Below are 17,958 nucleotides of genomic sequence, written 5' to 3' on the forward strand. Positions count from 1 at the left end.
CGTATCGCTCTTCCTGCCGCACTGGTCGACCGACCGGCTGCGCAGGAAGACCGGCAAGCCGCGGCCTGACGGCGGCACCCCTGCCCGGCCGCTCGTTACCGCGATCCCCGACCATGGCCGGCGGATCGTCGCCGCGGTCGACGGGGACGCCCGCTCGCTCGGCATCCGCCCCGGCATGACGATCACCAAGGCGCGCGCCTTCGCGCCCGAACTCGATGTCGTCGACGCCGAGCCCGAGGCCGATTTCGAGGGATTGCGCCGTCTCGCGCTTTGGGCAGGTGCGCGCTATTCGCCGGTCGTCGCGCCCGATCCGCCCGACGGCCTCTGGCTCGACATCACCGGCTGCGCCGCGCGCTTCTCGACCGAGCGCGCGCTGCTCAAGGATCTCCACCGCCGCACCGCCGCCTTCGGCCTCGCGCTCCAGATCGCGGTTGCCGACACTGCGGGCTGCGCGCACGCGGTCGCGCGTTATGTCCCCGCGGGGCGCCCGGTCACGATCGAGCCCGGCGCGCACCGCAAGGCGATGGCGCTGCTGCCGATCCGGGCGCTTCGCCTGCCGCCCGCCGACGTCGAGGCGCTGCGCAAGCTCGGCTTCGAGCGGATCGAGCAGTTGATCGGCGCCCCGCGCGGCCCACTCGCCAAAAGGTTCGGGCGCGAGCTGCACCGCCGCCTCGACCAGGCGTTCGGCACGCTGCCCGAGCCGATCGAACCGATCTTCCCCGATCAGCTCCCGCGCGCGCGGCGCGGTTTCATGGAGCCGATCGCGACCGCCGAAGCCTTTGCGCAGGTCATCGGCGACCTCGCGCGCGATATCGCGGACCAGCTCGGTCGCCTCGGCAAGGGCGCGCGCCGGCTCGACTGCTATTTCCACCGCGTCGATGGCCATGTGCAGGCGATCCGCGTCGGCACCGCGGCACCGTCGCGCGATCCCAAGCATCTCGCGAAACTTCTCTCCGCGAAGATCGAAACCATCGAGCCCGGGCTCGGCATCGAGGCGATGACGCTCGTCGCGCCGCTTATCGAGGTGCAGGCACTGCGCCAGGGCGAGAGTCTCGAAAGCCTGACGCGGCGCGGTCCCGACCTTCCCGCGCTCGTCGACGCGCTCGCCAACCGCTTCGGGCAACGCAGCCTGCACCGGACGATGCCCCAGGCAGGCGCGATGCCCGAGCGATCGGTCGCAATCACGCCGGCGCTGCGCCAAGCCGATGGCGCGGCATGGTCCGACGAGCTCCCGCGCCCGTCACGGATGCTGGCGCGGCCCGAACCCGTCGACGTGATTGCCCTGCTCCCCGACGACGCGCCGCGCCTCTTCGTCTGGCGCCGCAAGCGCTACCGCGTGACGCAGGGCGATGGGCCCGAGCGCCTGCAGGGCGAATGGTGGCGCGACGGCGGGATAGAAGGCGAGACGCCGCTGAGCGTGCGCGACTATTACCAGGTCGAGACCGAGGCCGGCGGGCGCTATTGGCTGTTCCGCCTTGGCGACGGCGTCCATGCTGCGACCGGCTCGATGCGCTGGTTTATTCATGGAGCATTCGCTTGAGAATGCGACCGAACCCGAAAGCCTTCGCGTGAGCGGGGCCGAACCCGCTTATGTCGAACTGCAGGTCACCACGCATTTCAGCTTCCTGCGCGGCGCCTCGTCGCCCGACGAGCTGTTCGCCGCCGCCGCGCTGCTGGGCCTGCCCGCGCTCGGGATCGTCGACCGCCATTCGGTCGCGGGCATCGTCCGCGCATGGGATGCCGAGAAGGCAACGGGCGTGCGTGCGATCGTCGGTTCGCGGCTCGACCTCACCGACGGCACCGCCCTCCTCGTCTATCCGACCGACAAGGCGGCGTATGGCCGCATGTGCCGGCTGCTCAGCGTCGGCAAAGGCCGCGCCGGCAAGGGCGCGTGCCATCTCGACTGGCCCGATGTCGAGGAATGGAACGAAGGGCTGATCGCCTGCCTCGTTCCCGATCGCGCCGACGCGACCACCGAAGGCGCGCTCGAACGCACGAAACGCATCTTCGGCGACCGCGCCTATATGGCGCTGACGATCCGCCGCCGCCCGCGCGACGCGATCCGGTTGCGCGACCTCGCGGCGCTGGCGGCCGCCGCGCGCGTCCCGACCGTGGCAACCGGCGATGTCCTCTACCACGCCCCCGAGCGCCGCCTGCTGCAGGACGTTGTCACCTGCATCCGAGAGAAATGCACGATCGACGATCTCGGCGATCGCCGCGAGCGCTTCGCCGACAGGCACCTCAAATCGGCTACCGAGATGGAGCGGCTCTTTCGCCGCTACCTCAAGGACGCCTCGCCCGTCGCGCGCACGGTCGAATTCGCGGAGCGATGCACCTTCAGCCTCGAGGAGCTGCGCTACCAATATCCCGACGAAATCCGCGTGCCTGGCCGAACGCCGCAACAGGAACTCGAGCTTCTCACCTGGGAGAAAGCCCCCGCGCGCTATCCCGAGGGCATCGGCGGCAAGGTGCGGACACAGCTAGAGCATGAGCTCCGATTGATCGGACAGCTCGATTACGCACCCTATTTTTTGACGGTCCACTCGATCGTTGCCGAGGCGCGTCGCCGCGAGATCCTCTGTCAGGGCCGCGGCTCGGCGGCGAACAGTGCGGTCTGCTATGTGCTCGGCATCACCTCGATCGACCCGGTACGCTCCGAACTGTTGTTCGAGCGCTTCGTCTCGGCCGAGCGGCGCGAGCCCCCCGATATCGACGTCGATTTCGAGCATGAGCGGCGCGAGGAAATCATCCAGTGGATCTATGAGACCTATGGCCGCACACGCAGCGCGCTCACCGCGGTGGTCACCCGCTACCGCTCGCGCGGCGCGGTGCGCGAGGTCGGCAAGGCGCTTGGCCTCAGCGAAGACATGACCGCGGGGCTCGCGGGCGCGGTCTGGGGCTATAGCCGCGAAGGCGTCGACGAAAGCCATGCGGCGGCGCTGAACCTCGACATGGCGGATAAGCGGCTGATGCTGACGCTCGAGCTCGCGCGCACGCTCATCAACACCCCGCGCCATCTCTCGCAGCATCCCGGCGGGTTCGTGCTGACACGCGACCGGCTCGACGAGCTGGTGCCGATCGAACCCGCCGCGATGGACGACCGCCAGGTCATCGAATGGGACAAGGACGATATCGACGCGCTGGGCTTCATGAAGGTCGATGTGCTCGGATTGGGCATGCTCTCCTGCATGCGCCGCGCCTTCGAATTCCTGCGCGAAGCCAAGGGCATCGACCATGATCTTTCGACGATCCCTGCGGAAGATCCCGCGACCTACGCGATGATCCGCAAGGCCGACACGCTCGGCGTCTTCCAGATCGAAAGCCGTGCGCAGATGGCGTCGATCCCGCTGATGGCGCCGCGCACCTTCTACGATCTCGTGATCCAGGTCGCGATCGTCCGCCCCGGCCCGATCCAGGGCGACATGGTCCATCCCTATCGCCGCCGCCGCAACGGGCAGGAAGAGGTCACCTACCCGACCCCCGAGCTGCGCCGCGTGCTCGAAAAGACGCTCGGCGTCCCGCTCTTCCAGGAACAGGCGATGCGCGTCGCGATCGAATGCGCGGGATTCACGCCGAGCGAGGCCGATCTCCTCCGCCGCGCGATGGCGACATTCAAGCTGACCGGCGGCGTCTCGCATTTTCGCGACAAGCTCATCAACGGCATGGTCGCGCGCGGTTACGAGCAGGAATTCGCCGAGAAGACCTTCAAGCAGATCGAGGGCTTCGGCTCCTACGGCTTTCCCGAAAGCCATGCCGCGAGCTTCGCGCTGATCGCCTATGCCTCGTCGTGGATGAAATGCCATCATCCCGATGTCTTTTGCGCCGCGCTGCTCAACGCGCAGCCGATGGGCTTTTACGCGCCGGCGCAGATCGTCCGCGATGCGCGCCAGCATGGCGTCGAGGTGCGCCCGATCGACGTCAACCACAGCCGCTGGGACTGCACACTCGAAGAAACCCGCGGCAAATATCTCGCGGTGCGCCTCGGCCTGCGCATGGTGCGCGGGCTCGCCAACGAGGATGGCGCGGCGATCGTTACTGCGCGTGCCGACACGCCGTTCACGAGCGCCGAGGAAATCCAGCGTCGCGCGGGCGTCGGTCGCGGTGCGCTCGACCGGATTGGCGACGCCGACGGCTTCGCCTCGCTCGGTTCGTCGCGTCGCGAAGGCTTGTGGGAGGTGAAGGGCCTTGGCCACGCGGCGCTTCCGCTCTTCGCTGCCGCCGACGAGCGCGCGGGCATGCTGCAGCGTGAGGCGCTCGAACCTGCCGTTCCGCTCGCGCCGATGTGCGAAGGCGCCGAAGTCGTTGAGGACTACCGCGCCTCGGGGCTATCGCTCCGCGCGCATCCGCTTGCTTTCCTCCGCGACGAGCTGCGCGCGCGCAAGATGATCAGCTGCCAGGAATTGCAGAGCGTCAAGGACGGGCGCTGGATCGAACTCGCCGGGGTCGTGCTCGTCCGCCAGAAGCCGGGATCGGCGAAGGGCGTCATGTTCATCACGCTCGAAGACGAGACCAATGTCGCCAATCTCGTCGTCTGGACCAAGGTCTTCGAGGCCAATCGCCGCACGGTGCTCGGCGCGTCGATGATGGGGGTGCGCGGCCAGGTGCAGCGCGAGGGCGAGGTCATCCATGTCATCGCGCAGCGGCTCGACGATCTGTCGCCGCTGCTCGCGAGCGTCGGCAACCGTGCCGATGTCGCCGATGTTTATCGCGTCAGCCGCGCCGATGTCGTGAAGAGCCCGGTCGGCCGCGACCCGCGCGACCCGACGACACAACCGCTCGGCCGCAATCCGCGCGATATTTTCATTCCCGACCTCCGGCTCGGCTCGGGCATCATCCCCGGCAAGCCGACCGAGGGCATCAAGATCAAGCCGCGCGACTTTCGATAGGTACGAAACAACGAAGTAAGGGGGTCTTCTCGGCTACTCCGGCCCGTTCGCATCGCTCACAGCAGTCGTTGCCACCAACCGACATCGTGCCAAGCATCAAATTTTCGTCCGACCTCGCGGTAGATGCCCACCAACTCGAACCCCATGACTTCGTGCAGCGCGACGCTCGCGTCGTTTGGCAGCGCGATACCGGCGAACGCAGCATGATAGCCCAGGCTTGCTGCGGCAGGCAGCAGTCGGGCATATAGACAGCGCGCGACGCCACGCCGTTGTGCGCCCGGCGCCACATAAACGGTTACATCGACCGACGTCCGATAAGCCGCACGAGTCCTATGCTCAGAGGCATATGCATAACCCACGATGCGTCCATCCTCTTCCGCCACCAGATAAGGATAGCGGGGCAGAATAGCCGCAATCCGCCTTTCGATTTCCACGATGTCTGGCGGCACATCCTCGAAGGAGATCGTGGTCGAAGTTACATAGGGCGCGTAAATGGCCTGAACCGCTGGCGCATCCCCCATGGCTATTTGACGGACATGCATGTTGCACCACCCCAGAAGCAGAATTTCGTCAAACTGGCCCGACGCGTCCATGCGATCAAGAGCGTAGGTCCACTGACGCGCAGGATGCGCGACAAGAACATGCAGCCGGCCAAATACATCGTATTTTTCCGATAGGTCTTGACGCGCACACACCCATCGGATAATTCCGATACATGAACACCGACGCCGCCCTTGCAGCGCTCGCTGCGCTGGCACACCCGACAAGGCTCGAAGCGTTCCGCTTGCTGGTCCAGCACGAGCCCGAAGGGCTATCGACCGGGCAGCTCGTCGCCGCTTCGGGACTGACGCAAAGCACCTTCTCCACACATCTCGCGGTCTTGGCAAAGGCGGGTATGGTCAAATCGGAGAAGCGCGGGCGGCAGTTCATCCAACGCGCGGAGATCGACGCGTTGAAGGGGCTGATGCTCTTTCTCGCGAAGGACTGCTGCCAGGGCCGCGCCGAGCTGTGCGAGCCGCTGCTCGCCGAACTTGCCTGCTGCTGACGGAAACCGGCCCGTGACCGACATCATCATCTATCACAATCCCGAATGCGGGACGTCGCGCAATGCGCTCGCAATGATCCGCAACGCGGGTGTCGAACCTCATATCGTCGAATATCTGAAGACCCCACCAGCGCGGTCATTGCTCGTGCAGTTGATCGAGCGCGCCGAAATCGCGCCGCGCGATCTGCTGCGCGAAAAGGGCACGCCATATGCCGAACTCGGACTGGAGCGCCTTGAGCTCAGCGACGATCAACTGATCGACGCGATGATGGCGCATCCGATCCTCATAAACCGGCCGCTGGTCGTCTCGCCGCTGGGTGTGAAGCTCTGCCGCCCGTCCGAAGTCGTTCTCGACTTGATCCCGGCGAGCCAGAGCGGCGCTTTCGCCAAGGAGGATGGCGAACAGGTCGTCGACGACGCCGGCAACCGCGTCGGCACCTGACGAGATATCCAATGACGCTGCCCAAGCACGAACGCCTGTCGTTCCTCGATCGCTATCTCACCTTGTGGATATTTCTCGCGATGGCGCTCGGGGTGCTGCTCGGTTCGGTCTTCACCGGACTTCCCGCCGCGATCGACAGCCTCTCCTGGGGATCGACCAACATCCCGATCGCGATCGGCCTCATCCTGATGATGTATCCGCCGCTCGCGCGTGTGCGCTACGAGGAATTGCCGCGTGTGTTCGAGGACAAAAGAGTGCTCGCCATCTCGCTGATCCAGAACTGGATCATCGGTCCGGTCCTGATGTTCGCGCTCGCGGTGACCTTCCTGTCGGACAAGCCCGAATATATGACGGGTCTGATCCTGATCGGCCTCGCGCGCTGCATCGCGATGGTGATCGTCTGGAACCAGCTCGCCAAGGGAGACAATCAATATGTCGCCGCGCTCGTTGCCTTCAACTCGATCTTCCAGATCCTCTTCTTCAGCGTCTATGCCTGGTTCTTCCTGAGCATACTCCCGCCTCTGTTCGGGCTCGAAGGCCGCGTGATCGACGTCAGCTTCCGGACCGTCGCCGAAGCGGTGCTCATCTATCTCGGCATCCCCTTCGCTGCGGGATACCTGACCCGAAAATGGCTCGCCGGCGCCAAGGGCAGCGATTGGTACGAGACGCGCTTCCTGCCGAGGATAGCGCCAATCACGCTTGTCGCGCTGCTCTTCACGATCGTTGCGATGTTCAGCCTCAAGGGCGGCGAGATCGTCAGCATTCCGGGTGACGTCGTCCGGATCGCGATCCCGCTCACGATCTATTTCGTCGTCCAGTTCGTCATCAGCTTCTGGATGGGAAAGCTGATTGAGGCCGATTATCCGCGCACGACCGCGGTCGCCTTCACCGCGGCAGGTAATAACTTCGAACTCGCGATCGCGGTCGCAATCGCCACGTTCGGCCTCGCCTCGCCCGTCGCCTTCGCGGCGGTCATCGGCCCGCTCGTCGAAGTGCCCGTCCTCATCCTTCTGGTGAGCGTCGCATTCTGGTTCGGACGCCGCTGGTTTCCGGCGTCCACTCCCGCGAAAGACTGATTTTGATGACCACTCCGATCTTTTCCCGTTTGCGCACGCTGGCCGATCCCGAGCACCTTCCGGCGCACAGCGCCGAATATATCCGATCGCAGCCGGCGCTAGGTCTCGGTCCGCTCGATCCGGCGCCGCGCATACTCCTGCTCTACGGGAGCCTTCGCGAACGCTCCTATTCGCGGCTCGTCGTCGAGGAGACCGCGCGGCTGCTCCGGTTCTTCGGCTGCGAGACGCGCATCTTCGATCCGTCGGACCTACCGTTACCCGATCAGGTCGCCGGCGACGATCATCCCGCTGTCGAAGAGCTCCGGAAACATTCGCTCTGGTCCGAAGGCCAGGTCTGGTGCAGCCCCGAACGCCACGGTCAGATCACAGGCATCATGAAGGCACAGATCGACCATCTCCCCCTTGCCTACAAGGGGCTGCGCCCCACTCAGGGCCGCACACTCGCGGTCATGCAGGTCTCGGCGGGATCGCAGTCGTTCAACAGCGTCAACACGCTGCGCATCCTCGGCCGATGGATGCGGATGATCACCATCCCCAACCAATCAAGTGTCGCCAAGGCGTATGCGGAATTCGATGAGACCGGCCGCATGAAGCCGTCGAGTTACTACGACCGGATCGTCGATGTGGCGGAAGAACTGGTGCGCTTCACCGTCCTCACCCGCGGTCATACCGACCAACTCGTCGACCGCTACTCGGAACGCAAGGACTGGAATGAGCCGGTCGTTACGCCGGCGGAGTTGGCAGGGCTGCAGAGCTGATCATCGCCTTCAAGCGATCCGGGCCCGCAACGAGCGTGCCACGCGCGTCGCCGCGCATCAGTTGATGATTTCACCACCCTCATTTGAGCGCAGCACCCTCAACCTCTCTCTCCACAGCTCAAGCGCATTGGGCGTCAATCTGGTCCAATCCGTGATTTCGCCAATAACTTTCAGCGGTGCCCTGCTGCGATACGACCGGGTGGGATTGCCGGGAAACTTCTTGTCGGTCACGTTCGGGTCGTTCTCGAACGCCCCCGTCGGATCTACGGCATAAACACGCGGCGCTGCATCGCCTTCGATAAGTTCCGCCGCGATTTCAGCAGCAAGTCCCGCGCCATCCACCAAGGCAGTGAAATAGATGTGATTCATCACCACTTCGGGACGATAGTTCGATCGATGGCCCGCGGCGAGGAAATCGCCCACGCGCAAATCCGCGATCGTACCGTGAAAGAACGGTCCCTCGTCCAACACGTCGGTGCTATCTCCGCTACCCAACAGCTCGAGCGTCTTCTCATCGCGCGCTCCGCCGAACCAGCGCGCAAGTGCCGCTCCGATCAGGGACAGACCGCCGGCCAATTCGAACAATGTCAGCGAAGAGCGGAGCTTCGCGGCGTCGACCGCGCCAAACACGGCGACCGGATCGCTGACTTCGAGGTCCTGCAGCGCTTCCACACATTCGAGATAACGCGCTCCCAGCAACGGATGCGCAAGATAGGCCTGCGCCTCATCCAGATCGGCAATCGCGTAACGCTGCGCCATCGCACTCCGCCCCAGCCCTGCGAGCTGCGGAAAAACAAACCACATCCAGTGCGACCGCTTGGCACCGCGCCTGATCTCGTCGAGCGCGCGCGGATAAACCTGGTCCTGTGCGGCAACAAAGCGTTCGAGGTCCGACGTCTCGCTCACAGCGCCAGCGCACCTTGCGCCGGCGGCTGACCGAAAACCTGCGTGACCTCGAGACTGCCTTCGGGCAACCACCCCAGCACATCGGCTGCCGGGACGCGCGGATCGAGCCAGTCGGCCCAGCGGTCGCGCGCAAGCGGGATGATCTGCCGGTGATGATAGGGCGCAATATCGGGTCCGGCGTCCATCGTCAGCAGCGTGAACGCCTCACCGCCGTCATATTGGCGCCAGATGCCCGCCATGCAGAACCAGCGATGATCCTTCATCGTGAAGAGCCATTTATCGAGGCGTTTCTGCGCCTTGTCCGCCGAATCGGTGAACTCATAGAAGCCGTCGCATAGTATCAGGCAGCGATGCGACGAGAAATCGCGCCCCTCGGACCGGAAATTATAGACCGGCTTGCCGGTTGGCCCCGGCCAACTCCAGCGCCGGTTGACCAGCTCGCCGAGCGCGGCACCCTCGCTACTCCGCACGATCGGCGCCATGTCGGTGATCTTGATGTCCTCGCGCGCCGCAACGTTCGGTGTGCCCTCGGGCATGTCGATCTTAATCTGGAGATCGTCGAAATCCTCGGCGATCGACGCGATATCGACCTCGAGCCGGTAATCATTGCACATCGGCCGCACTCTCCTGGCTCTTGCGACTCATCTTCGTTCCCATTATGTTCTATCCATGGCTATGGCGCCAACCCCTTTCGATCCCAACGCCGCGAGCGACGCGGCGCGCGCGCTCGTACGGCGCAATCCCGACGATATGACCGAGATCGAAATGGTCAACGCTGTCTGGGGTTCCGACCCGCGTTTCAGCGACGGGATCAACTATCGCTTCATCCGGTCCGAAGGCCGCGCCTTCCCCGCGCGCCGCTGCCTGATCCCGGCGTCGGAATTCCGGATGGGCACCGACGACAAGAGATACCGGGTGACGCTCGACAGCGGCAACTTCTTCTATCTCGCGGCGATCTGGGATCCGCCGCTCGCCGACTGGCCACTCTCCTACCGGATTCTCACCATCGACGCGGGCCCCGACGTCAGCCCATATCAGTCACGCCATGGGGTCATCGTCGAGCGGCGCGACGTCATGCACTGGCTCGACGGAACGCTCCCGAACGAAACCCTGTTCGCGCTGCCCCCGAAACACAGCCTGTTCGTCGAACCGCTTCGCGCGCAGGCCGCGCTGCCGCTGTGACCGCTCGCGCAGCGGCGTGCGCGCGCCAGGCCGATCTGTTCGGCGCCCCGCTCCTGCCCGGCCTCGCTTATCGCGACGCGCTGATCGACGCCCGCGAAGAGCATGCGCTGATCGCGCAGATCGAGACCGCGAACCTCACCCCGTTCCAGTTCCAGCAATGGGAAGGCAAAAGGCTGACGCGTTCGTTCGGCTGGACCTATGATTTCCAGACCGGCCGCTTCGCACCGGGCGAGCCGATACCGGGCTGGCTCGACCCGCTTCGCGACCGCGCCGCCGCATTCGCCGGCATCGGACCCGAGACCCTCGAGCAGGCTCTCGTGATCGAATATTGGGCCGGCGCCGGCATCGGCTGGCACAAGGACCGCCCTGTCTTCGAACATGTGATCGGCGTTTCGCTCGGCGCACCCGCGACGATGCGCTTCCGGCGGCGGCGCGAAGGCGGGTTCGACCGCGCGACCGCCGATCTCGCGCCGCGCTCGATCTACCATATGCAAGGCGAGATTCGCGACGATTGGGAGCATAGTATCGCCGCGATGGACGCGCCGCGCTGGTCGGTCACCTTCCGCAGTCTTCGATAATGCGACAAGCTGCGCCTGCCGCGATTGATGTCGGCGCGCAACGACGGCACAAACCGCGCATGTCGCACCGCTTCACCGCTCCGCTCGCTGTCCTCCTCGCGCTTGCCGCGTGCGCGCCGCAACCGGCTCCGCCCGCCGCGGTCGGCACGGCGCACACGGCGCCGCTCAAGCTCGCGAGCTGGAACCTCGAATTTCTGGCCGAGAAGGACGGCGTGGGCTGCGCGCCGCGTGCGCCCCAGGATTATGCCGCGATGCGCCGGATCGTCGACGGACTCGACGCCGACGTCATCGCGTTCCAGGAAGCCGAGAACGCCAAGGCAGCGGCGCGCATCTTCGATCCCGCGCGCTTCACGATCGTGATGGAAACGCGGCCCGGGAACCCAAGCGGAACGTGCGGCGGCGACCATTCCGAGCAGCAGGTTATCCGGCAGGCTGTGGGCTTTGCAATCCGCAAGGGCATCGCCTTCGACCGCCACGCCGACGTGACCTCGCTGATGCTCGGCAATCCGCAGCTCCGGTCTGGCGTCGACATCACGCTGCGGCCGCGCGGGCGCGCGCCGATACGGCTCCTGTCGGTCCATTTGAAATCGGGATGCTTTTCGGGCGCCGAGGCTAAGGCCTGCCCGGTGCTGCTGCAGCAAATCCCGGCACTCGAAGACTGGATCGACGCGGCCGCGAACGGACCCGATCGTTTTGCCGTCCTCGGCGACTGGAACCGCCGTCTCGCGCTGCCGGGCGACGCCGTCTGGAAAGAGATCGACGACGGCGAGCCGACGAACGCCGATCTTCGCCTCGCCGACGAAGGAACGCCGCCGCGCTGCGATCCGCGCTATGACAGTTTCATCGACCATATCGTCCTCGACAAGCGCGCGGGCGGCGACCTGAAGGATTTCGCCGAAACACGCTACGCGCCGAATGAAAAACATTACTCCGACCACTGCCCCGTGTCGGTCGCACTGACGCGCTGATGGAACGCGCTGGAGACAATTGATGGACGAGGAATTGCAGGCAGCGCTCGAGGTGCTCATCCAGCTCGACGATGCCGACGGGATTTTCGATCGGCAAGCCGACGGGGGCGGCTACCGCTCCGAAGCGCTTGAGTCCGCGCTCGATGTCGTCCGGCGGCACTTGCCAACGCAGGACGCGAAATAGGCAGGATCACAGCGATCCGGGATCAAACGAGCGACCGGCCAGAGAAAAACGGCGGCACCGCGCGAACGTCCCGGGAAAAGCCGAGCACGATGCCGCCTAGTGACGGCCGAACGGGTCGCGTGTTCAGCCGGCTCATTTCATCGAAGAGGAGCCCCCTCCTTGTCGACGGATGAGCGCAGTCGACGCGCCGCCGATAGGGATGACACTTCCGTTACGGAAACAAGAGATTTGACGCCGCCGCCAAGCTGAACTTTCGTGGCTTTCCGCAACGGATTGCGGACGCTCGCGATCAGCTGATCGTCGGCCCGCCACGGCCCCGCCCGATCGTCCAGCTGATCCCGCTTTCGCGGACCACGCCGCCGACATCCTTGCCGACATGGCGATCGAGCACGGGCTTCCACGGCACCAGGGTAAATTGCTTCGCCTTCTCGACGAGCGCATAGCGCCCGCCGGCGGCATCGATCCGCCGCGCGAGCCGCCCCTCGACGCGTTCGCCTTCGCTGGTCTCGACGAACGCCTTGCCGAGCTCGGCCGAGAGGCTCCGCGCCAGCCGTAATAATTCGCGCCGCTGCAGCACGGCCAAAGCGCCGCGGCGATAGGAAATTCCCTCGCCCGCGGCGTCGGCGAGTTCCTCGTCGATCAGCCATTGCTGGCGAAGCGCGATCGCGGTCCGCACCTCGCGCCCGAACCCCTTGTCGCGCACCGGCAAGGTGCCGCCGCTCGCTGCCTCGCGGTCGAGCCAGGTCCGCGCTTCGGCGCGCGCGAGACGCTCGACGGGCACCGGCGACAAGAGCTCGACGGTCACCGGGCGCTCGCGCGCCGAGGCTGTTGCATGGGCGCGGGCGCGCTCGGCATGGTCGGCCGCGATCGTCCAACTGCCGTCGGCCGTGCGGTCGGTAAGACCCTGGCGGCGCATCGCCTCGAGGCGGCGAATATGCGCCTCGATGAACGCCGGGCTCGCGCGGCTATCGAACCGCCGGTGTGCGGCAGCATCGTATCGCCCATCATTTGCTGCGGCGACCGCGACGATGGTGCGGTCGGCCTCGCCAGTCGCGCCCACCGCCGGCACGATCCGCACGATCGCGCCTTCGGGCAAGGTCTCGACAGCGTCGCCCTTGCCGATCGCGACATAATGGCTGGCCCCGTCGATGCCGTCGACGATCAGATAATGGCGGTCGGCGAGCTCGTCGTCGAGAGCGCGCGCGACGAAACGTCCGACGAGCGGTTCGGTCAGCGGCGAACGGCCGTCATGGACGACGCGATCCCCCGGCGCCGCGGTGCGCGACCGCGCGGTGAGTTCGCGCTGCATCATGCGAATGATATCGCCGCGCTCGCCAAGCCCGGTCAGCGTTTCGCGCAGGTCTTTCGCGAGCCGCCATTGTCCCGGCGCAATCTCGTCGGCGAGGCCCATCGTGCCGAGCTTCTGGAGCCGCCCGGCACGGATCGACTGGCTGACCGGATCGCGGTCGATCGCCATTACGAGCGGTTGGCGCTCGGCCTCGCGCAGCAGGTCGCGATCGATGTCGGTGAGCCGTGCGGCATCGACATCGCGTCGCATCCGTGTCTCGACTTCGAGTCGGGTCTTCGGGCCGAGGTCGAGCGTCGCGATCTCGCTCGCACGCGTCCGCAAACCATGCGCGATATAGTCGCGGGCGATGATCAGATCTTTGCCACGATCGTCGCGCCCGCGCAGCATGATATGGCTATGCGGGTGACCGGTGTTGAAATGGTCGACCGCGACCCAATCGAGACGCGTCCCGAGATCCTCCTCCATCTGCGCCATCAACCGCCGCACGAACGGCTTGAGATCGGCATAAAGATCGCCCTCTTCGGCCGAGACGATGAAGCGGAACTGGTGGCGGTCGCCAACCGCGGACCCGAGGAAGTCCTTCCCGTCCACGGCATCATTCTGCGGACCGTATAATTGGCCGGGCGCGCCATCGCGGGTGACGCCGTCGCGCTGGATATATTTGAGATGCGCGCGCGCCGCGTCGAGGCCCTTGCCGCCGAGCCGCACCAGCCGTGTCTTCACGACGACACGGCGCGCCGCGAAACGGTCGGACGATCCACGCGATGCAAGCAGCCGCCCCGCTGCGCTGCCCCGACTGATCCGGCTGCCGTCAAAGCCCTTGCGCCCGGCCCGCGCAGCGCCCGCCGCGGCAACACCCGCGGCGAGCAACCGACCGAGATATTTGCGCGCCTTCTTGCCGCGCGTGCTGCGCATCTTGCCGAGCCGCGGCTCGAAATCCTCCTCGTCGCCGCTCATCGCGCAGCGCTCGTCTGAATCTCGCGCCAGGTGGCGGAAACGCGCCGATTCCGGCGCAAGAGTCTCAAGGCAGCAGGCCGCATCTCGTAAAAAAGGATGTGCAGACAAGAAGATGGCTCGCCTTGCGAGACTCTGCTTTTATCTTGCCTTCTCCGCTTCCTGCTCGAAACCGCTCCGCCGCTCCATCCGCGACCCCACTCTGCGACGAGGAAAAAACAAGGGAGCAGCGCCGCACCGGCGCCGCTCCCGTCCAACCGCCGATAGCGATCAATGGGCTTTGGCAAAGGCGTCATCCGCCGCCGCCCGTTCCTCGAAATGCCGGACCCCGAGCAGAGCCTGCACCGCGTCCCAGCCATCCATAAGCAGCACCGCGACATAGCAGCGCCCGTCGAAAACGCCTGCGACCGCCACCCGGTCGAGGGCATCCACCTGCTCCTCATCAAGACCTTCCCAGAGCCCGAGCCAGCGCATTTTCTCGCGCGCCTCCCAGTAGAAATCGCCGCCTTCGGCTTCGACAAACACCCGCGCCAGCCCCTCAGCCGCCGCGCTTCCGAACTCGGTTTCGAGTCCCGAAACGAGCCGTTCGAACACGCGATCCGCAGCACCGGAGATTGCAACATCGACCATGATATCCTCCTGAAATCGACCGTCCCCCAAGTCGGGAACGATGTTTCAGGGACGGGCGGCGGCGCGGCTGTCAGGGCCGCCGGAGCGCAGCGCAGGCGCCGCGAAGCGGCGGTGGGGGGAACCGATTTGCGCAGCAAATTGGGGGGCACCCGCCGGCCTTGCACAGCCGCACCGCCGCCCGTCATACTCGGCCTTGCCGAGACGAGCCCCACCCTCTCATCCCGGCGCTGGGCCGATGTCCTAGCGCTTATCATCGCCGCCGCTACGCAGCAGGAAGAGCGGGTCCGCACGCGCCGCACCCTGTTCGGGCGCCACAAGATTGATGGCTGCCGGTGCCTCCGCCTGCGGCGTTGTCTCAGGCGCTGCGGGGCCCGCGCGCTCGCTTAGCGCAAAGAAGATCGAGTCGATGTGTGCGTGCGGCACAACCGATTGCGTGGGTCGCGCGCTCGTCACCACCGCGCGCGGCAATGCCGCCTGCCCGGTGATTTTCGCGACATAATCGCGCGTCTCGCGCGGCAGCGGGCGGCCGCGCGCGAGATGTTCGCCATAGCGTCCGGGCCCCGCATTATAGGCCGCGAACAGCCCAGGATAACCGAAGCGATCATACATATCGCGGAGATAGGCAGTGCCCGCGACGATATTGTCGCGCGGGTCGTGCGGATCGGGTCCGAGGCGGTAGCGCGCGCGCAGGCTCGCCCAGGTCGCGGGCATCACCTGCATCAGGCCCATCGCGCCCGCATGGCTGGTGATCGGCCTGCCCCCGAGCTCGGTTCGCCCGCCGCTCTCGGCGGCGATGACGCGGAGCACCCACTCTTCGGGAAGTCCGAAGCGCGCGGCGGCGGCGGTGACATGGTCACGCCACGGCGCCCCTTCGCGCGCAAAACAGGGTCCAGCGGCAAACGACAGGAGGACGGCGAGCAGCGCCGCGCGGCGTCTCAGCGCGCCCATAAGAGATGCGCCCTGCCAAGGATATCGCGCCCCCGCGTGACCCCGAAATAGCGCCCGTCGAACGACGCATCCTCGCTCGCCATGAGCAGGAAGGCATCGCCGCCGCCCAACCGGACACACCCGTCCCACCATGGCAGGATGCGCCCCATGGCGTCGCGCGCGCGGCGCGTCACAGCAGGAATATCATTGATCGAAATGTCGGGGCCGCGCGCGCACACGACATCGCCGCGCGCGGCGACGACGCGCTTCACCAGCGGCACATTGGCGGGCAGATAATGGCGCTTTGCCGCGAGCATCCGCCACGGGGCGGGGGTCCGCGCGGCGACCATGTCGCCTGCCACTACGGGCACGCCGGGGCTCACGACATAGAGGCCGCGCGGCGCGCTGGCGCTGACGTTCCAGACAAGACGCGGAGTCGGCGGCACGGCCATGGTAAGGCCAAGCGCACCAATGCCGAACGCCGCAAAGGCGAAGCGAAGCTGGCGCCGCTGGCGCGCGAGACGCGCAGCACGAAGCGCTTCGCCCCATGCGATCAGCGGGAGGTCGGGACGCTCACGCATCGCCCTTCCCCTTCCGGTTCGCGCGCGGCTTCGGCGCATCGTCGGCGGGCGCGGTCGAGCGCGACCAGATGATGAGATCGTCGATATGATAACGGATGAAGCGGCTGTGGAGCCGATATCGGGGTCCGATGCAGCGGCTGCGCATATATTGGAGTTTGCGCGGACAAAGGCCGAGATAGGCCGCCGCCTGCTCGGTGTTGAGGAAGGGGCTGCCATGTTTGGCCGTCCGCGCCCTTATGATCTCGTCATCCTGCTCGCTCATCCTTCATGTCTCCGGCTCATTGGTGCGCGGTGCCGTTCGGTTCCGCTTGGTGCGCCGGAGATGCGCTTCGGTGCGCCGGGCGGAGAGGCTCGAAGAATGACCCAGCGAAAAACGAGCCCCCGCGCCGGAAAAGGCGCGGGGGCGAGGCGGGGTGGACGTCAGTCGACCGGATTCCAGATCAGCGCGTAGGTATCATCGTCGTCCTGCCCGGCGGCGCGCCCGAGGTTCGCGTAGAGCCGGCGCGGACCGAATTCGGGCGCCGCGAGGCTGAGCGAAACATAGGGTTCGCCCGACGTCTGCCCGGTGCGGACCCACGCGGCGCCGATCTCGACATTGTCCGAGAAGACCCGGAAGTCGGGCTGGGCGTCGCCATTCTTGGTCCGGTTGACCCGGATTTCGATCTCGGCGCGGATCGAAAGCGTCTTGAGCTGGCCGCGATATCCGTCGGACATGTTGCCGTTCACAAAGCCGATTGCTGCCATGGTTCGTCTCCTTGAAATGCACCGCCGGGACCATCCCGGGGCGTGGCGGACGACGAGGACGGGGCATCAGGCGGCGGCGCACCCGGAGGGTCGCAGCGCAGCGGAGGACGTGCGCGCGCGCTATTTTGGGTGCCCCCGGCACCGGCGCGAGGAGCCGGCGCAGCCGGCGGGGAAAATAGCGCGAACGCGCCCGTTGCGCGGCCGCCGTCCCGTTCCAGACCGCCTTCCCAAGCCCCGGAAGGGTGCCGGTGGGGAGACAGGAGCGACGCGGCTGCGATGCGGCGAGCGGTGACGGCCGCAGACGAATCCCGGTGGCCAAGACGGTGATTTCGATGCATGGACTTCGGCTTCGGGCGCCGGATTCGTGGGGACGGCTGACCGCTTTTCAGACGATCGACAGGGGCCGGCAACGGCCGCACAGGGGACCGAAATGGACGGACGGGCAAGCCTCAGCATCGCGGCCGACAGGCGCGACCTCGACATGATCGCCGCGCGCAGCGCGGGCATCTGGATCGGGCTGGCGCTCGACGACGAGGCGCTGGCCGCGATCCGCCGCGACGGCCTCGACCCCGCTGCCCTCCGCCTCTCGGGGCTCCATCCGTTCGAATATAGCCCCGCGGCCGACGGCGGGTTCGAAGTGGTCGCGCACGCGAACGACAATGAGGCCGCCGAGGCGCTGCTCGACCTGTTCCGCGTCTATTTCCTCCGCCGCCTGCTCGCCTGAGCGCGGCGCCAGGGCGCCCCAATCCTGACAAAAGACATCGCGCGGCGCCGCAGGCCTGCCGCGC

The 17,958-nt window shown here is 66.3% G+C and carries 20 protein-coding genes and 1 pseudogene; 11 read left to right on the forward strand and 10 right to left on the reverse strand.

The window, feature by feature from the left end:
- Both B1A78_RS13525 and B1A78_RS13530 read left to right on the forward strand, forming a co-directional pair.
- Nucleotides 1-1,540, forward strand: a 1,540-nt coding sequence (locus B1A78_RS13525) for a DNA polymerase Y family protein (protein WP_256838282.1), incomplete at its 5' end; no start/stop codon positions are given.
- Entirely contained in the window at nt 1,524-4,886 is a 3,363-nt protein-coding gene (locus B1A78_RS13530; RefSeq protein ID WP_081570256.1) for an error-prone DNA polymerase, read from the forward strand. The genes B1A78_RS13525 and B1A78_RS13530, both read left to right, overlap by 17 nt.
- 56 nt (nt 4,887-4,942) lie before the next feature.
- Here the strand turns inward: B1A78_RS13530 and B1A78_RS13535 are convergent, their stop codons facing one another.
- On the reverse strand, nt 4,943-5,479 hold the full coding sequence (locus tag B1A78_RS13535) for an arsinothricin resistance N-acetyltransferase ArsN1 family B (RefSeq protein ID WP_231568073.1): 537 nt from the start codon (nt 5,477-5,479) through the stop codon (nt 4,943-4,945).
- A 122-nt stretch (nt 5,480-5,601) separates the two neighbouring features.
- Here B1A78_RS13535 and B1A78_RS13540 point away from each other — a divergent pair, with 122 nt between their 5' ends.
- Genes B1A78_RS13540 through arsH form a run of 4 tightly spaced genes read left to right on the forward strand, consistent with a single transcriptional unit; the run spans nt 5,602 to nt 8,207 of the window.
- Nucleotides 5,602-5,931, forward strand: coding sequence for a helix-turn-helix transcriptional regulator (locus tag B1A78_RS13540; RefSeq protein WP_037468498.1), 330 nt, complete (start codon nt 5,602-5,604; stop codon nt 5,929-5,931).
- A 13-nt stretch (nt 5,932-5,944) separates the two neighbouring features.
- Nucleotides 5,945-6,373 carry an arsenate reductase (glutaredoxin) gene (gene arsC / locus B1A78_RS13545; RefSeq protein ID WP_037468496.1) on the forward strand — a complete coding sequence of 143 codons (429 nt, stop codon included), beginning with the start codon at nt 5,945-5,947 and terminating at the stop codon, nt 6,371-6,373.
- Between the two features lie 11 nt (nt 6,374-6,384).
- Nucleotides 6,385-7,449, forward strand: a complete 1,065-nt coding sequence (gene arsB / locus B1A78_RS13550) for an ACR3 family arsenite efflux transporter (RefSeq protein ID WP_037468492.1) — start codon at nt 6,385-6,387, stop codon at nt 7,447-7,449.
- 5 nt (nt 7,450-7,454) lie between these two features.
- The gene (gene arsH, locus B1A78_RS13555; protein WP_037468489.1) at nt 7,455-8,207 is read left to right on the forward strand and encodes an arsenical resistance protein ArsH; all 753 of its coding nucleotides are present in this window, start codon (nt 7,455-7,457) and stop codon (nt 8,205-8,207) included.
- A gap of 57 nt (nt 8,208-8,264) precedes the next feature.
- Here arsH and arr read toward each other — a convergent pair whose 3' ends face one another.
- From arr to B1A78_RS13565, 3 genes and pseudogenes are all read right to left on the reverse strand, one after another.
- Entirely contained in the window at nt 8,265-8,678 is a 414-nt protein-coding gene (gene arr / locus B1A78_RS23360; RefSeq protein WP_256838305.1) for an NAD(+)--rifampin ADP-ribosyltransferase, read from the reverse strand.
- 33 nt (nt 8,679-8,711) lie between these two features.
- Nucleotides 8,712-9,185: pseudogene (locus B1A78_RS23365) on the reverse strand (DUF1810 domain-containing protein); the annotation flags it as partial.
- Nucleotides 9,110-9,727 carry an SOS response-associated peptidase gene (locus B1A78_RS13565; protein ID WP_037468486.1) on the reverse strand — a complete coding sequence of 206 codons (618 nt, stop codon included), beginning with the start codon at nt 9,725-9,727 and terminating at the stop codon, nt 9,110-9,112. The gene B1A78_RS13565 and the pseudogene B1A78_RS23365, both read right to left, overlap by 76 nt.
- Before the next feature lie 55 nt (nt 9,728-9,782).
- On the opposite strand from B1A78_RS13565, the gene B1A78_RS13570 reads away from it, so the two are divergent.
- Genes B1A78_RS13570 through B1A78_RS22700 form a run of 4 tightly spaced genes read left to right on the forward strand, consistent with a single transcriptional unit; the run spans nt 9,783 to nt 12,025 of the window.
- Complete coding sequence (locus B1A78_RS13570; protein WP_077147481.1) at nt 9,783-10,295, forward strand: SOS response-associated peptidase family protein; 513 nt, start codon at nt 9,783-9,785, stop codon at nt 10,293-10,295.
- On the forward strand, nt 10,292-10,873 hold the full coding sequence (locus B1A78_RS13575; protein ID WP_051908554.1) for an alpha-ketoglutarate-dependent dioxygenase AlkB: 582 nt from the start codon (nt 10,292-10,294) through the stop codon (nt 10,871-10,873). The genes B1A78_RS13570 and B1A78_RS13575 overlap by 4 nt, the downstream gene beginning before the upstream one ends.
- Before the next feature lie 59 nt (nt 10,874-10,932).
- Nucleotides 10,933-11,841: an endonuclease gene (locus tag B1A78_RS13580; protein WP_037468721.1), complete on the forward strand. Its 909-nt coding sequence runs from the start codon at nt 10,933-10,935 to the stop codon at nt 11,839-11,841.
- A gap of 22 nt (nt 11,842-11,863) precedes the next feature.
- The gene (locus B1A78_RS22700) at nt 11,864-12,025 is read left to right on the forward strand and encodes a hypothetical protein (RefSeq protein ID WP_156103405.1); all 162 of its coding nucleotides are present in this window, start codon (nt 11,864-11,866) and stop codon (nt 12,023-12,025) included.
- 289 nt (nt 12,026-12,314) lie between these two features.
- Here the strand turns inward: B1A78_RS22700 and rlxS are convergent, their stop codons facing one another.
- The 6 genes from rlxS to B1A78_RS13610 form a co-directional block, all read right to left on the reverse strand.
- Nucleotides 12,315-14,291: a relaxase/mobilization nuclease RlxS gene (gene rlxS, locus B1A78_RS13585; protein WP_037468483.1), complete on the reverse strand. Its 1,977-nt coding sequence runs from the start codon at nt 14,289-14,291 to the stop codon at nt 12,315-12,317.
- Between the two features lie 267 nt (nt 14,292-14,558).
- Nucleotides 14,559-14,918, reverse strand: coding sequence for a hypothetical protein (locus B1A78_RS13590; protein WP_037468482.1), 360 nt, complete (start codon nt 14,916-14,918; stop codon nt 14,559-14,561).
- A 240-nt stretch (nt 14,919-15,158) separates the two neighbouring features.
- Nucleotides 15,159-15,866 carry a lytic transglycosylase domain-containing protein gene (locus tag B1A78_RS13595; protein ID WP_077147482.1) on the reverse strand — a complete coding sequence of 236 codons (708 nt, stop codon included), beginning with the start codon at nt 15,864-15,866 and terminating at the stop codon, nt 15,159-15,161.
- The gene (locus B1A78_RS13600) at nt 15,854-16,426 is read right to left on the reverse strand and encodes a S26 family signal peptidase (protein ID WP_037468480.1); all 573 of its coding nucleotides are present in this window, start codon (nt 16,424-16,426) and stop codon (nt 15,854-15,856) included. Before B1A78_RS13600 ends, B1A78_RS13595 begins: the two co-directional genes overlap by 13 nt.
- Entirely contained in the window at nt 16,419-16,688 is a 270-nt protein-coding gene (locus tag B1A78_RS13605) for a helix-turn-helix domain-containing protein (protein WP_051908552.1), read from the reverse strand. Before B1A78_RS13605 ends, B1A78_RS13600 begins: the two co-directional genes overlap by 8 nt.
- A gap of 158 nt (nt 16,689-16,846) precedes the next feature.
- Nucleotides 16,847-17,170, reverse strand: a complete 324-nt coding sequence (locus B1A78_RS13610; RefSeq protein ID WP_037468478.1) for a DUF736 family protein — start codon at nt 17,168-17,170, stop codon at nt 16,847-16,849.
- Between the two features lie 430 nt (nt 17,171-17,600).
- Here B1A78_RS13610 and B1A78_RS13615 point away from each other — a divergent pair, with 430 nt between their 5' ends.
- Entirely contained in the window at nt 17,601-17,894 is a 294-nt protein-coding gene (locus B1A78_RS13615) for a hypothetical protein (protein WP_037468476.1), read from the forward strand.
- Nucleotides 17,895-17,958 lie beyond the last annotated feature (64 nt).

Origin of the sequence: Sphingopyxis sp. KK2, from assembly GCF_001990265.1 — a bacterium.
In the GTDB taxonomy this organism is placed as follows: Bacteria; Pseudomonadota; Alphaproteobacteria; order Sphingomonadales; family Sphingomonadaceae; genus Sphingopyxis.

Bases quoted from the DNA above. Each gene is read 5' to 3' on its own strand.
- B1A78_RS13530 (WP_081570256.1), top strand. From the start codon at position 1,524: ATGGAGCATTCGCTTGAGAATGCGACCGAACCCGAAAGCCTTCGCGTG.
- B1A78_RS13535 (WP_231568073.1), bottom strand. From the start codon at position 5,479: ATGGACGCGTCGGGCCAGTTTGACGAAATTCTGCTTCTGGGGTGGTGC.
- B1A78_RS13540 (WP_037468498.1), top strand. From the start codon at position 5,602: ATGAACACCGACGCCGCCCTTGCAGCGCTCGCTGCGCTGGCACACCCG.
- arsB (WP_037468492.1), top strand. From the start codon at position 6,385: ATGACGCTGCCCAAGCACGAACGCCTGTCGTTCCTCGATCGCTATCTC.
- arsH (WP_037468489.1), top strand. From the start codon at position 7,455: ATGACCACTCCGATCTTTTCCCGTTTGCGCACGCTGGCCGATCCCGAG.
- B1A78_RS13565 (WP_037468486.1), bottom strand. From the start codon at position 9,727: ATGTGCAATGATTACCGGCTCGAGGTCGATATCGCGTCGATCGCCGAG.
- B1A78_RS13570 (WP_077147481.1), top strand. From the start codon at position 9,783: ATGGCTATGGCGCCAACCCCTTTCGATCCCAACGCCGCGAGCGACGCG.
- B1A78_RS13580 (WP_037468721.1), top strand. From the start codon at position 10,933: ATGTCGCACCGCTTCACCGCTCCGCTCGCTGTCCTCCTCGCGCTTGCC.
- B1A78_RS22700 (WP_156103405.1), top strand. From the start codon at position 11,864: ATGGACGAGGAATTGCAGGCAGCGCTCGAGGTGCTCATCCAGCTCGAC.
- rlxS (WP_037468483.1), bottom strand. From the start codon at position 14,291: ATGAGCGGCGACGAGGAGGATTTCGAGCCGCGGCTCGGCAAGATGCGC.
- B1A78_RS13590 (WP_037468482.1), bottom strand. From the start codon at position 14,918: ATGGTCGATGTTGCAATCTCCGGTGCTGCGGATCGCGTGTTCGAACGG.
- B1A78_RS13595 (WP_077147482.1), bottom strand. From the start codon at position 15,866: ATGGGCGCGCTGAGACGCCGCGCGGCGCTGCTCGCCGTCCTCCTGTCG.
- B1A78_RS13600 (WP_037468480.1), bottom strand. From the start codon at position 16,426: ATGCGTGAGCGTCCCGACCTCCCGCTGATCGCATGGGGCGAAGCGCTT.
- B1A78_RS13605 (WP_051908552.1), bottom strand. From the start codon at position 16,688: ATGAGCGAGCAGGATGACGAGATCATAAGGGCGCGGACGGCCAAACAT.
- B1A78_RS13610 (WP_037468478.1), bottom strand. From the start codon at position 17,170: ATGGCAGCAATCGGCTTTGTGAACGGCAACATGTCCGACGGATATCGC.
- B1A78_RS13615 (WP_037468476.1), top strand. From the start codon at position 17,601: ATGGACGGACGGGCAAGCCTCAGCATCGCGGCCGACAGGCGCGACCTC.